The following is a 14,698-nucleotide window of genomic DNA, read 5'->3' as shown; positions in this document are numbered from 1 at the left end:
AGAAACTCAAAAGTTGAAGATTATAATTGAATCGCCGGGAAAAAGTTTTTCCGGTGATTTTTTTTATCCTCTCACTCGTTTTTCCGGGAAAATTAAACTGAAAATAATTGCAGCGGCAAATGCAAGCAGGTAGCTGGCCAGCCGTTCTGAAATTCCGGTGGGTTCAACCAGCCAGGTTTTCCAGACAACTGCCGAAAAAGTGCCGGTTATAAGGCTGGCAAATGCACCGGCACGCGAAAATCCTTTCCAGAAAACCAGCAAAACAATGGCCGGTCCAAACGATGCCCCGATGCCGCTCCATGCATACGAAACCAGTCCGTAAACGGTATCCTGCATGGTAATGGCCAGCAGAAAACCTACCAACCCAACAGCCAGTGTCAGCATTTTATTCAGGAATAGCAATCGTTTTTCCCTGATTTTTTTACGGGTTACCTGCAAATACAAATCTTCAGTCATGGACGAGGAAACCACCATGAGTTGGGATGAAGCAGTTGACATCATGGCAGAAACAGCACCCGATAAAAGAATTCCGGCCAGAATAGGGTTAAGCAGTGTCATCACCATGGCAGGCATAATTTTTTCAGAATCGTTGGCCACACTTGCCGCAGCTTCGCCCAGTGCACCGGCTTGCACCAGCTTATACCCGATAATTCCAATCATAAAGGCACCTCCGTAAGCAAGCAAAGTCCATAAAACCGCAACCCAGCGGCTTTGCCGAGTTTCTTTTTCAGAGCGCATGGCCATCATTCGTGAAAGCAGTTGTGGCTGGCCGGTGTAACCAAACGCCCAGCTTAGTCCGTTCAGAATGAGCAATCCGCCGGTGGTTTGTTTTACTGTATCGATGTTGAGCGGAACAGTGTAGTTGGCCGACATTATGGTTTCTGCAATTGAAATGTCATAAGTTGCTGCTATGCCCAAAGCGATAATGGGCAAAACAACACAGGTGACAACCATAAGAATGGCCTGAAAAGCATCGGTGGCAACAACTGTTATGAATCCGCCCAACATGGTATAAAGCGTAACCAGTGCCGAACCGATGACCATTCCCCAAAACGGATCGATGTTGAACGTGTCGTTGAAAATTTTACCTGCGCCGCTGAACTGGGCTGCAATGTACAGCACAAAAAAGAAAATAATTACAAGCGACGAAAGCAGGCTGAAACTTTTTGTGGTTCCTTTAAACGTTCCGGAAAATAATCCGGGAACGGTGAGTGCGCTTGTTTTTTCAGTAATTCTTTGCAGGGGCTGGGCCAAAAATGTCCACAAGAAAAGGATTCCGGCAACACAGCCAAACGCTACCCAAATGGCAGCCATTCCTTCGGCATAAGCATGACCGGTTAGCCCAAGCAGCAACCACGCCGATTCACCCGTAGCCCGTTCCGATAAAGCCAGCGAATAACCTGATATTTTCTTTCCACCAATTACAAAATCAATATTGGTTTTGGAACGCCGGGCCGACCAGGCCACAATTCCAATCAGAACAACCAGATATAAAATGAAAACAACAATCATAACCTGAGCCAGGTGATTTAAAATGCAAAACCTAAACTAATTCCCATCCTGAATCCCGGGAAAAAGAAAGGTAATTTTGATGTATGGTTATCTTCGTTTACTTCGTGTTTTAGCCTGTTTTTCAAATAAATAATATCGCTGAACACATCCTCGATGTGTGGGGTAACTTCGCTGTAATCAAATCCTGCCGGTTTGGGGTCCATGGTGTAAATCAATTTTGTCATATAATAATCCAAACCAATTCCCAGGAAATGAAAATCAACTGTAAACATTTCTCCAAAAATCCATTGGTATCCCAATTGTGCGCCCATTCCCAATGTATTCAGTTTCGTATTCACTGAATAAATCCGACTATCTATTTCATCCTCATAATCAACAAACTGGTTAAACCAGCGCAGGTAGGGTGCAATGTAAAAACCTTCGGCTGACAATTTTTCTGAGATGTAAAATCTGTACTCCAGCGAGGCTGACATTCCACCATTTTCCTGAATAAAGGCATAAGCTTCTGGTGTTATGGTTTCTTCTGTAAAAAAAGGACTTACAACAGGATTTAAATATCCGAACTTCATTTGAAGTGAACGGTTTGAATTAAACATTTTTTCATAAGCCAGATTAAAATCACCTAAAAAGGCGCCACTTAAACCGGCTTTTATTATATTTTCCTGCGCATTGGAAACCCATCCGGTAAAAAGAATTAAAACGATTGCAAAAACTTTTAATCTGGACATAAATTATTGATTTAGAATTTCGATTGAAAAGTAATAAAATATCTTTACCTGGAAAATTACTTATTCAGTTTGATTTTTCCTGGTCTGGTCCTCATGGCAATCGGTACACGAAACAAAATGAATGTCGTGTTCGCTCGAAGGTGAGAAGTAAGTAGTATTCATGGTTTTTACATCCAGTTTACAGTTTTTCGATTCTCCCGGGTGGCACTTGTCGCATGAGGTTCGCTGATAATTGGAATGCGGTTCGTGGCATGCCCGGCAACTGATTCCTTCGTGTACACCGGTGGGAGTGCGGTCGTCGTGGCTGCCGGCCTGGTGCCAAACCGATGGCGCATGGCACTGCACACAAAGCCGGTACCCTGGGTCAGCCGGTGTTTGCACGGTATCGGCTCCGTTCAGAATTATAGGCGTGGGCAGATTGTCCAGATTAAAATGAATTTTTTCATTTCTGATATAAAATCCGATGGAATTATTTTCCAGATTCCTGCTGTAGAAGATATTGTTCGGACTTGAATAATCTGGCCTTTGGGCTGGTTCTCCTTTACTGTGAATCTGATGGCAGGTCAGGCAGGGCATGGTGGGTTTGTCCGCCACATTTTTGTTTTTCATATTCCATGGACCTTGCTGAGAAATGGGCTCCACCAAATCGAGAATGGTACCTTCGTAAAACATGCCGTGGCAGCGCAGGCAGTCGAAGTTGAGTTGTTCAGTGGTGTTGTGTGTTTCATCCAGCAGAATATCGGCATAAGTGGCAGAATGCCCACCGGCCAGCCAATTAGCATATTCGTTTTGGTGGCAGGAAACACATCGCTCCATGGTTTCAAAAATCTGAAACTCTGTTAACCTGATTTCATCGGGGTGTGGCTTATTTTGAATGTGGCGTGTTACCATTCGTGCCTTTTCCGACAGGCTGTGCCATCCGTTTTCAAGGGCTGTTCCGTGGCATTTGAAACAGGAGATATCGTGGTGTGCCGATGCCGTCCATGTGGTGTGTGAAGGACTGATCTCATGGCAACTGGCACAGGTTCTTTCCGGATTGGCAACATTCCACCAGGAATAAGACCCACCCAATACAATTAGCAGAATAAAAAGAATAACAATTATTCGGATACTATTTTTTAAGAGTTTCGTTTTCATAAGCTACGATTTGAATTTGGTACCGTTCCAGTTTTTTACGATGAAATCGCCAACCCAGTAACCGAGAGCCAAAATTGTAAGCGCCGGATTGAAACCTCCGTTTGTAACACACAGGCTTCCGTCGGCAATAAACAGGTTATCAATTTCGTGAACCTGCCCATATTTATTGGTAACCGAGGTTTTGGGATCGTTGCCCATGCGTGCAGTTCCGGCCTGGTGCTGGCCACCGCTTAGTCCTCTTCCTCCAACACTTTGCCAGGTATGGTAAGCACCGGCTTCTTTCAAAATTTCTTCAGCCCTGTCTGACATAAACTGACAACCCGTCGGATCGTAGGGATGCCTTGAACCAGAAAGCCGGGCTACCGGAATTCCCCAGTGATCTTTTACATCCGGGTCAACCGTAACACGCGATTCAAAATTGGGAATTTCCTGAAAGGGCCCATGCAACCGGAGCAGCTTTTTGAACTGACTTCTCTGATATTCTTTATGCTCAGGCCCCCAGCGCTTGGCGCCTGGAGGACGCATTTTTGAAAAAAGGTAGGGCATGGCAGTAAATTCGTTACACAAAACACCACCTCCAATTACTCCCGAGTTATCATGATTAAAATCGGCAATGGCAAGCGTAGCGCCAGGCCCAACATCGTCATAAACATCGTCTTTTATTAACCCGTGGGCGCCGGTGTAAGCATGTCCCTGCAGGTTCCGGCCCACCCAGTCGTTATTGTTACCTGCCCCGTTTGGAAACAGTTTCGATTTTGAATTGATCAGTAACCGGGCTGTCTCTACTGCTGCCGCTGCAACTATCACGACATCGGCAGTTTGTATTCTGCCCTTGTCTTTTTCGTCGAAATATTTAACTCCGGTAGCGCGTCCTTTTTCGTCTAACATAATTTCCGCCACCTGGCAATGAGTTCGTAATTCACAATTTCCGGTTTCAATGGCCGTGGGGATTACCGTATTATGGGTACCACATTTGGCGTTCACCGGACAGGCAAAACCCACGCAACTTCTCATGCGGTAACAGGCAGGTCTTCCTCCGTAGCGCACCGAATTTCGTAACATGGGAATGGGGAACGGATGAAGTCCCAAACGTTTGGCAGCATCAGCCAGAATGTTTGCCGACTGATTGTATGAAAAAGGTGGCATGGGATAGGGTTTTTCGCGGGGCGATTCGAACGGATTGGCGCCGCTTTCTCCTGAAACGCCAATTTCCCATTCTGCTTTCCCATAGTAAGGTTCCAAATCGAAATAGCTGATGGGCCAGTCGTCAAGTGTAGAGCCTTCCAAATGTCCGTAGGTAGATTTCATTTTGAAATCTTTTTCCATAAAACGCCAGGCCATAGCGCCGTAACTAACTGTACCGGAACCTACGCAGGCAGCATTGTTGCTGTAACCACCTTCGCTGGGAAGAACAATACGGGCAGAACCATCGCTGTTAACCACCACCCTTCGGTGTCGTTCATTATCAGGCCCAAATGCATTGCCCAAAACAGTAGTGCGTTGCGAAATGAGTTCGTCATCGTCGTGGTCGTCATAAGTAGCCCAGCCACCGCGTTCAAAAAGTACTACCGAAAGACCGGCTACTGCAAGTTCTTTGGCCACAACACCGCCTCCGGCTCCTGCACCCACTACAATTGCATTTACATGTTTGTTTTTCATAACTCCATTTGTTTGGCGGTGGCACATTTCGATTCGTAGCGGTTTTGTCCCAGTACATGAGGGTAATCGAGCCGCATCATTTTGTAGCTCACGTAGTTTTTATTACCGCCATGTCGCGGGGAACCGTAAAACCCCTGCATGGAATGGTCGAGCAGCATATTGAAAAAACTTCTCTGGTTCACTAAGGTCCAAAATTCTTCGGGAAGATTACCCGATTCCATTTGTTCCAAAAAGTGGGTTTGTTCATCCCAATCCAGCTCATAAAAAGTTTTTCTGAGAATTTTTACCGATGAATTTTCAATGGCAGAAATCCCTTTTCGGTAATCTTCCTGAAAGCGTGTATAGGGCCCAATTAATTGTTTGTCAATAAAATTGACCACATTGGCATCAGTGGCGCCAGGGTCCCGATCGGCAGGGATAATTTGTTCGGCAAAAGCAATTACTATACGGGCTTCTTTTTCGCTGAAAAATCGCCAGGGTGAATCGTATCCGGCACAAGCCGGTATAAACAAAACACTTCCACAGGCGAGGGTAAGCTGGCGAAGGAATTCCCTTCTGCTGGTTTCCATTATTTTCTGGTTTATGGTGATAAAGACAAATTTAAGGATTGGTTTGAAAAAACATTAGTTGATGAGGTAATACGGAATGATTCTAAAAAAGTGAAAAAAAGTAGCCACTCTCTTTTTGAAAGAACGGCTCTCTGATTATATGGGATAGCAGTTATAGAATTTCCGGGTGAAGTGGATTCCGATCCGCTGATTCAAAATATAATGAATTGTTTAGCATATTAAATAAACATGTCCACTGAATTGAGTCTTTTGGATTTTAGTGCAAACATCTGATACATGAATTGCTCAACTCTAAATGCGCGATTCGGAAACTGCGCCACCCATCTTATAAAAAAAACAGCCCAGACTTTTCTACCGCCCAAACCGGTACGAAAATTTTAACAGAAAAATGTTATGTGGTTTTTCGTTGAATAAACCTTCAAAATCGCGTGTGAAATTAAACGCGCCATCGTTTTCAAATCCGTTGCGGGTTTGCGACCATACCAGAAAAAACGTTGACCCTGGCCTGTATTCCCACCGAACCACCATATTTGAAAGAAATTCTTTTACGTTAAAATCTGGTTTGTCGAACGAATAATCTGCAGTATTATCAAGATTTTCATCAATCTGGTAAATTTCATCTTCGGCATCGTAACTGATTTGACTGGCCGAATAAAACTGAAACCGGTCATAAACTTCGCCGGCTTTGCTGTTGGTAATGTGCTTGAACTCTGAATATTTTCCGGTTGCAACAAATGGTTGCCCCCAATATTGGATGGTCAAATCGGGTGTGATGTTGTAATTGATTCGAACCGACATATTGAGGGTATTACGCTCAATACGGCCAAAAATATAGCGTTTGCTATTTGCATAATCTTCCTGTGTTACATATTGCATTTCTTCTTTGGAATTATAAAAACCTGGCGACAAGTCAACTCTTAACGATTTAAGTGGCCGGTAAGCCACTCCGAAACTGTAGTTTTCAATTCTTCTGTAACCTTTTTCATTGCTGAAATTCTGGCTGGTGGTAAAATTGAACGTCAGCTTTTTTTGTTGGTTGGAAGAAAATCCCACAAAAACATTTTTATATCCAGGAGACTTGTATGCAGGGCCACCACGGAGCATGGAATTGGATAACTGGCTTCCGCTTACATTAATGCTTCCGTAGGTTTGCCAGTAATTTTTCAGGCTGGTCCACCAGTTGATATTTCCGCCGGGAGCAGTCACATTCCCTCCAAAATCAAATTGCACCCACTGGTTAAAGTTTAGGTTGATTTCGCGGAAAATAGAAAAAGGTTCGTAAACCCGGTAACCAACCCAAAAAATCTGAAAAATATTGTCCACCTGCTGGGCGTAACCAATGTCGTTAAGCTCCAGTCCGGGCGATTTCCAGGCTACACCGCCCATAAATTTCAGATTTCCACCAAGTTTTCCAACGGTAAGCTTGCCTCCCTGGCCCATAAGTGAAGTACGGGTTGTGTCGTATTTTATGTAACCGGCATCAGGTCTTTGAAAGGTCCTGATATGCGATTCCTGAGTTTTTTTTATTGCCTCCCTGCTGCCGTTCACCTGACTGAAATACCAGCCGGCATCGAGCATCCAGGCTTTGTTATTCCACTTGTGCACAAAGTCGATACCTCCGGTGTAGGCACTGGTGTGCAAAAAATTGAGGTGGTCATCATCAATTTTTCGGTTTACGGCTGTAACCATTCCTCCTAAATAAGTGCTCCCTTCGTTAAAATCTTTTTGCACACGCGAAACAAAATAATTGGTAAACGGGTCCACGGTTTGTTGCCTGTTGTTTCCAATACCTTTTATTTCAGCATGTTCTTCTGCTGTAATGCTTTCCAATACACCCACAGACCATCCATTTTTGGTTTTGCCGGTAATTTTTGCTGCGCCCAAAATGCGCGAGAATTCAGGTGTATTTGCATATTCATCGTCTTCCAAATCGGGTGAATAATGCGGACGCCGTCCAATGCGTCGCGAGTAAAATAATCCGTCATACGCCAGGTCGCCATCTCCAAACATCAGTTTATATTTCAGAATATTTTTTCCTTCAATAAAAAACGGGCGCTTTTCTTCAAAAAATGTTTCGTAGGTTGTAAGGTTTACTTCCGACGGATCGGCTTCCACCTGGCCAAAATCAGGATTCACTGTTAGGTCGAGTGTCAGGTAATTTGTAAGTCCGATTTTGGCATCAAGGCCTGCATTAAATCCGTTGTCTTTTCCGGTTTTTTGAAAAGGATTTTGTGCATCTTTTTCAAACCTTTCGGTTCGGGCAACCACATATGGCATTATATCGATGGTATTTTTAGGCTGAATGTTTTTTAATCCGTTCATATTACCAAACTGTGAAACCATTCCTGAGCCGCCACGTTTCATGGGTTGCCACATCGAAAGTTCCTCTTTTCTGAAAATTTGCCTGAACACCTGCAATCCCCACATTTGCTCTCCGTTTTTATCGAATCGTAACTGGGTTAGGGGAATTCGCATTTCAGCATTCCATCCGTAATCTGTTTTACTTGTTTTCACCCACCAAATGGGGTCCCATGTAAAATCTTCGTTTTCCCCGTCATTGCTCATCACCCAGTCGGCTTTTACACCCACTGCCGAAACTGCAAAAAGAAAAGCTGTGCGCCGGTCGAGATAGGTATCAAATGCAATTCCCAATTGGTCGCCATCCATTAAATCGCGCCGGGTCATCCGCATAGAAATGCTGTCGGGATTTTTATCGAGCGCTTTTATGGCCACGTAAATGTTGTGTTCATCATAAAGAAGGGCAAATTCGGTTTGCTGGTATGGTTGTTTGCCTTCGTGAGGCTGGTATTGTGTAAAATGATCCTCCCATTTGACCGATTTCCACGCTGGCTCATCCAGTTTTCCGTCAACGGTTATGTCGTACCCGTTTACCTGGTTGGCAATGTAAAGTTTTCTCTCCGTCTCCTGTGCATGTAATAATCCACTTAACAGCAGGCACAGGATGAACATTGTTCTGTTCTTCATAAAATATGGCTTTCTTTTAAGACTCAATTATGAAGAAAGCGTTACAGAAAAAATGAAAAAATTAGGTTGCCATGCTTAATTGCCTGATTCAAAAACCGGCTGTGTTCCACCCGTTCCGGTAAACCCGGCTAAGAAGTTTTTCTGCTTCCGGGAAATTGGGTATTTTCATATTTTCAGCATCCCACTCAAGCAATGTTTCAGGTATTCGAACAGCAATTGTTCCCAACAGGATGGCTTCGGTCATCGGTCCGGTTTGGGCAAAATGTGATTCTGTTTTTTCACCACCCAAACAAGCATTCACAAAATGGTGATAATGATTTCTTTCTTTAAAATTGGGGAGTTTGTATCCGGAAAATTTACCTTGCGGTAAAAGTACCAGGTCGTTTCCGTGAGCTACCAGCAGTGCCCCCTCGGTTCCAACCAGCATAGCCGATTCAGGTGGGTAAGGATCGCCGGGGAATAAATCCATAATTTCCTGCGGAGGGAAAAATTCACCGTCGAACCATTCAACCGGAAGTTCTTCTGATTCAGTAAATTTGTTTCCCGGAAACATCCAGGAGATGTGATTTCCCTGTGGCCAATTATCGGCACGACGTTCCGGCGACTCCTGCCATGATTTCTGGACTTCTGCCAAAACAGTTTTTGGTGCTTTTAAATCAAGCCCTTTCCAGACAGCATCAAATAGGTGGCAACCAATATCGCCCGACCAGCCTGTTCCAAAATCGAGCCATCCGCGCCATAACCACGGATGATAAATTTTTGGCACATAATCGCGCATGGGTGCTGTTCCAATCCAGAGATCCCAGTTTAGATAGCCGGGAATGGTTTCGCCATTTCCGGGGCGCGGACCTGCCAGCCTGTAATTTTCAACTGCTCCTGGCCTGTTTGAACAGAGGTAAACATGTTTTATTTTACCAACCGCGCCATCTTTTATCAGTTTAACTGCCCGGCGGTCGTTGGCCGACGAGGCATGCTGGGTACCAAGTTGCGTTACCACTCCTTTTTCAACTGATGCCTTAGTCAATTGACGCACCTCTGCAACATCGTGGCACATGGGTTTCTGGCAGTAAACATGTTTCTTTTTCTGAATGGCATTCCAGGCAATAATAAAGTGATTATGATCGGGAACCGTAACATTAACCGAGTCGATATTTCCGGCTTCTTTTTCGAGCAATTCGCGCCAGTCGGTATATTTTCGCGCATCAGGAACCAGTTCCGAAGCTTTTTCCAGCATGTTGCTGTCCACATCGCAAATGGCTACAATTTTTACATTGGGGTGGCTTAAAAATTCTTTCAAATCAACTAATCCCATCATTCCTCCCACACCAATGCAAGCGTGGTTTAATGTTCCTTTTTTTGCACACGATTCAAGTAAAAATGGAGCGCCTATTGCTGCCGTGGTAGCGGTTTGGATAAATTTACGACGCGTAGTAGAAAAGATCTGGTTTTTCATAATATGCGAAATTTTACTATAATTCAGGTTGAATTGAATAAATCTCAAAGAGCTTATCAAGATTATTGCTTTTTTGCTGATTAACCAAAAAATTCGGGTAAAAAACATGAATTGTTGTAGTTTTGTAGTTTAGTTAGAAATTGAATTATGAAGTTAAGTATTAAAATTTTAATAATGAGCACAGCACTATTTGTTGTTTCGTGCTCAGCTCCAAAAGTTTTGAGCGACTATAAAATAAATGCGGAACAGGCAGAGTTGGATGAAGATTTTGAAAAAGCATTGACCGAATGGAAACAATATTTTGCCCAGTACCCTGAAATGAATGATTTGGACGGTGGCGTTTATGCTCAGGCTGCTCAATCTGCTTACAAAGCCGGTGAAATTAATCAGGCCATTGACTGGTTCGACCAGGCGCGCTACCGCGATTTTGCCAGTGCTGAAATGTATTCAACCCTGGCAGAAATTTTCAGGAAACAGGAAAACCTTTCCAAAGAACTTTCGGCACTGGAGTTTTTAAAAGAAAATTACCAGAAGGAAAATGAAGGTGTGAACAGCCGGTTGTTTGCTATTTACGATGAAATTGATATGGCGGAAAAGGCGTTGAATGCCTGGGAAGAAATGAGTAAGCAAGCAAAAAGTACCGAACCCAACCTGGAAAAGTATTTTGAAATGAACATGCAATTGGGAAACGATGAGGTTTGCGACTCGGTTAGCCTTGTTTTGCTGGAATTAAACCCGGAGAATGTGAACGGACTGGAATGGAATGCGACAAAAATTTACCATAAGGCAGAAGACCGTTACCAGCGCGAAATGGCCAAATACGAGAATAACCGCACACGAAGTCAGTACCGCATATTGTTGAAAGAACTTGACAAAGTTACTGCTGATTTTAGAGTGGCGCTGGGTTATTTCGAAAAATTATGGGAATTGAAACCGGGGTCCCGGAAGGAATATGCCGGTTATATGTCGAACATTCATGTCAGGTTTAACGACGAGCAAAAGGCGAATTATTACAGGGGATTTGTGAAATAAATTTTTTATTTCTTCGCTTTCCGTATATAAAATACAAATCCGTTTTTGCGGCCGGTTTCTTCAATGTCATCGTATTTTTCCATCAGTGGCGCCCGGTGAATTTTGGTCACAAAATGCACATCTCTGTCAATGTCGCCGGCCAGCAGCCAGTTTTCATCGTAAAAATTTGGATTTGAAGGCGGTTGCGTTTCTCCGTAAAAATACGTAGCATACGATTTAAAATGGATGTTTTTCAGGTAAACATCCTGTCCGGCTTTCGATTTAAAAAATTCGATGAGGGCGTTTTGCGAATATTTTTCAATGCGCGGAACCAAAACAAGAATCACGGACAGAGTAAAAATCATGGTAGTTCCCCAAAGAAAAACGGCTCGTTTCAACGGCTCTGTTTTTTTAATTCGGGTAAAAATCAAAATGATTGCGATCAGAAAGAGCAGTCCGGGCAAAAATTCAAAGCCGGTCCAGTTGGCCTCTGCTTTCAGGTTCTCAACGGCAAAAGCATCGTTTATCAGATTGCTTTCAATAATTTTGTATTTGAATTTATCTACAAACGGCAACAACATAACCGGCAAAGCTACCAAAACCGAAATGGCGATGATGATTACCGACATCCATTTGCTCCATTTAAATTGGTTTTGAAAAGCACGGTAAACAAACCCGGCAGCCAGAAATGTGAGCGGAAAATAAGCCAGCGAAGAGTAATGTACAATTTTGGTTTTTACAATGGAAAACAGAATCAGCACCACCCAAAAAAGAATAACCATCCACTTTTTCATAAACGGGTAAAATGATTCATCTGAAGGTTCTTTCCCGAAAGCTTTTAAGGCCAGAATGGAAGATGGGAAAACGCCGAAAAACAGCACTACAAAATGGTACCCGAAAAAACCTCCATGCCCGGCATCCTGAGTCTGAAACAACCGCACCTGGTAAACAATGAATTCAACCACAGTATCGAAATTTCCGGCTAAAATCTGAATAATAAACCACGAACCGCCCACCAGCGCCAGCACTACAAAGTAGGCAATCACATCCATTACCCGAACTTTCACTTTGAATTTCACCCAGAGCAGAAATACACCACCAGTGAGGGCAATAAGTAAAAATCCGACCGGGCCCTTTGTGAGAATGGCGAGACCGGCAAACGTTGCTGCAAGTATGATGTTTTGTATTTTTTGCTTGTTTTCAGGAAAAGCATACAGCATTAAAAAGTAAACTCCCAAAAAAATGAACAGGTTGAACCAGGGATCGATAATGCCCGATTTGAAATAGAAAAAAGGCAAAACCGAACCTGCATAGGCCAGCACCCACAACAAACCAAACAAGTTGTTCCTGATTTTTCGACCGATATTGAAAAGCACCAGCAACGTCACAATTCCGCAAATGGCATTGGGAAAACGGGCTGCAAATTCATTTATTCCGAACAGTTTCATAGAAAGAACCTGCATCCAGATAAACAAAGGTGGTTTTTCCCAAAAGGGCTGAAAATTAATCTGGACCGTAAGATAATCGCCGGTTACAATCATTTCGCGGGCCGATTCGGCAAAGTTAATTTCATCCCAGTCGAATAAATGTTCGCCGCCTAAAAAAGGAATGAACAAAATGGCAGCAATTGCCACAACAAAAAGGCGAATGATTGCCGGATTCAGGCGGTTTATTTTTTTACTCATTTTGAAAAATTTGCTTTGCTTAAAACTGAATTATTGAGCCATGGTTTTTTCCATGTTTCAACCCAATAAAATGAAAGTACCAATAAAAGTACTGATATAATGGACCCTGCAGTGATATCAACCACAAAATGCTGTGAAAGATATACCCGCGAGTAGGCCACTACAACTGCTCCAAAAAAGAGTGCCAGTTTTCCCCAACGGTTTCTGGTAATTAAAGCCAGCATCAGAAATACACTAAATGCAGATGCTGTGTGCCCTGAAGGAAAGCTTTGCAAACTGTGTTGATTTACTCCTTCAATCAAATGAAGTTTATAGGTTTCAAACAACTCAAAATATTTTGCCGGCCTGTACATTTCGGTAAAAACCACTTTTTTAAACAGATTTACCACAATAGCAGCGCTGATACTGCCCAAAAGAAAAGCAAAAAAATACCGGTATTTTATAAATAGCAAAAAAACAGCAAGAATCGCAATTACAGTCCCGTCGCCCAAATGTGTAATGTATTTAAAAAAAACATCGAATAAAGAAGAGTGAACTTGGTTAAGCAAAACATGCAGTTCCGGTTTTGAAAAGCTTAAGAGCAAAACAGCACAGGTCAATAAAAAGACAGAATATGGCAGAAAAAACCAGCGGTTTCTTGAAATCAAATCCTTCATTGGGCTAAAAATTTTTGAAGCGGTAAAAATCATTAAAAAAAATGGAAAGAACAATTTTTAGTTTTTTTTGTAAAAACGAAAAAATATTACAATTTGATTAAACCTTTTTGTTTTTGCATGGTCGAACGAACTTAAACAATGCAGCCTTTGAGTTGCGTTTTTTTTACATAGGTGGAGTCCCGGTTGTTGAACCGGGACTTTTTTGATCGTAATGCCAGCCTCTATTCATCAACGGCACAAAATTTTCGTTTTTATTCTGCCAGCCATTCTTTATCTTCGTGAAAATTTTTATCTGATGGAACGATTTCTTTCCCGTTGCGCAAAATACATTTTCGAAAAGCATAAGAACGAGCTTCATGAGATTTGTTTGGTATTTCCAAACCGAAGGGCAAGTGTTTTTTTTAATGCTTATTTGCAAAAACAACTTTCAACGCCGGTAATCGGGCCTAAAATAATTACCGTAGGCGAACTTATTTCAGGATATTCAAAACTGCACCGGGGAGAGAAACTTCAACTTATTTCTATTCTGCACGATATTTTTCAGAAACATACCCAAACCACCGAAAGTTTCGATGACTTCTATTTTTGGGGCGAGGTGCTTCTGGCCGATTTCAACGATATTGACAACTACCTGGTGAACGCCAAAGATTTGTTTACCAATTTATCTGATTTAAAAGAAATTGAAGGTTTGTTCGATTATATGACACCGGAACAAAAAGCAGCTATTGAAAGGTTTTGGGGAAGTCTGGCAGGAACGGGTCAAAAAACAAATCACGAAAAGTTTATTTCCATCTGGCAAAAACTTTACATGGTTTATGCCGAATTAAAAGAAGTTTTACAGGAAAAGAAAATGGCTTACGGTGGAATGATTTCAAGGCAGGTGATTGAAAAATCCGGAAGTGAAGCGCCAGATTTTGAATTCGAAAAATATTACATCATTGGCCTGAATGCTCTGAATAATTGCGAAAAAGCTTTTTTTAATTTGCTGAAACAGCAGCAAAAAGCTGTGTTTTTGTGGGACTACGACCGTTTTTACCTGGACGACGATAAAAATGAAGCCGGTCGGTTTTTGCGCGAAAATCTGAAACAATTTCCACCACCCAAAGATTTTACCCTGAATACTTTACAGTTTTCAGAAAAGAAAAAAATAAAGCTGGTGGCTGTATCATCCAATTACGGTCAGGCCCAGGCCATTCCGCAGTTTTTAACTGAAATTGAACACGCGTTTAAAAAGGAATTTGACAACACGGCTGTTATTCTGGCTGACGAATCGCTGCTTTATCCTGCACTTGGCGCTATTCCA

The 14,698-nt window shown here is 42.6% G+C and carries 10 protein-coding genes and 1 pseudogene; 2 read left to right on the top strand and 9 right to left on the bottom strand.

All coding sequences use genetic code 11. From position 1 onward, the window contains the following. Window positions 1–63: 63 nt before the first annotated feature. The 7 genes from ACESMA_RS13565 to ACESMA_RS13535 form a co-directional block, all read right to left on the bottom strand. Window positions 64–1,512, bottom strand: coding sequence for a sodium/proline symporter (locus ACESMA_RS13565; protein WP_372949376.1), 1,449 nt, complete (start codon window positions 1,510–1,512; stop codon window positions 64–66). Window positions 1,513–1,529: 17 nt separating this feature from the next. Continuing rightward, complete coding sequence (locus tag ACESMA_RS13560; RefSeq protein ID WP_372949375.1) at window positions 1,530–2,240, bottom strand: DUF3575 domain-containing protein; 711 nt, start codon at window positions 2,238–2,240, stop codon at window positions 1,530–1,532. Between the two features lie 60 nt (window positions 2,241–2,300). Next, a complete protein-coding gene (locus ACESMA_RS13555) occupies window positions 2,301–3,377 on the bottom strand; it encodes a hypothetical protein (protein ID WP_372949374.1) in 1,077 nt (358 codons plus the stop codon). A gap of 3 nt (window positions 3,378–3,380) precedes the next feature. Then, the gene (locus tag ACESMA_RS13550; RefSeq protein ID WP_372949373.1) at window positions 3,381–5,036 is read right to left on the bottom strand and encodes a GMC oxidoreductase; all 1,656 of its coding nucleotides are present in this window, start codon (window positions 5,034–5,036) and stop codon (window positions 3,381–3,383) included. Then, window positions 5,033–5,605: a gluconate 2-dehydrogenase subunit 3 family protein gene (locus ACESMA_RS13545; protein ID WP_372949372.1), complete on the bottom strand. Its 573-nt coding sequence runs from the start codon at window positions 5,603–5,605 to the stop codon at window positions 5,033–5,035. The genes ACESMA_RS13550 and ACESMA_RS13545 overlap by 4 nt, the downstream gene beginning before the upstream one ends. 351 nt (window positions 5,606–5,956) lie before the next feature. Beyond that, complete coding sequence (locus ACESMA_RS13540) at window positions 5,957–8,590, bottom strand: DUF5916 domain-containing protein (protein ID WP_372949371.1); 2,634 nt, start codon at window positions 8,588–8,590, stop codon at window positions 5,957–5,959. 88 nt (window positions 8,591–8,678) lie between these two features. Next, on the bottom strand, window positions 8,679–10,043 hold the full coding sequence (locus ACESMA_RS13535) for a Gfo/Idh/MocA family protein (RefSeq protein ID WP_372949370.1): 1,365 nt from the start codon (window positions 10,041–10,043) through the stop codon (window positions 8,679–8,681). 174 nt (window positions 10,044–10,217) lie between these two features. Between ACESMA_RS13535 and ACESMA_RS13530 the strand changes: the two genes are divergently transcribed. Continuing rightward, entirely contained in the window at window positions 10,218–11,075 is an 858-nt protein-coding gene (locus tag ACESMA_RS13530) for a tetratricopeptide repeat protein (RefSeq protein WP_372949369.1), read from the top strand. Window positions 11,076–11,080: 5 nt separating this feature from the next. Here ACESMA_RS13530 and ACESMA_RS13525 read toward each other — a convergent pair whose 3' ends face one another. Continuing rightward, on the bottom strand, window positions 11,081–12,739 hold the full coding sequence (locus tag ACESMA_RS13525; protein WP_372949368.1) for an ArnT family glycosyltransferase: 1,659 nt from the start codon (window positions 12,737–12,739) through the stop codon (window positions 11,081–11,083). Next, window positions 12,736–13,395 (bottom strand): phosphatase PAP2 family protein, encoded by a 660-nt coding sequence (locus ACESMA_RS13520; protein WP_372949367.1) that lies wholly within the window; start codon window positions 13,393–13,395, stop codon window positions 12,736–12,738. Before ACESMA_RS13520 ends, ACESMA_RS13525 begins: the two co-directional genes overlap by 4 nt. A gap of 295 nt (window positions 13,396–13,690) precedes the next feature. On the opposite strand from ACESMA_RS13520, the pseudogene ACESMA_RS13515 reads away from it, so the two are divergent. Further along, window positions 13,691–14,698 (top strand): annotated as a pseudogene (locus ACESMA_RS13515) (hypothetical protein); the annotation flags it as partial.

Source organism: Mariniphaga sp. (assembly GCF_041687215.1).
Taxonomy (GTDB): domain Bacteria; phylum Bacteroidota; class Bacteroidia; order Bacteroidales; family Prolixibacteraceae; genus Mariniphaga.
This window is presented reverse-complemented; position numbering and strand designations above follow the sequence as displayed.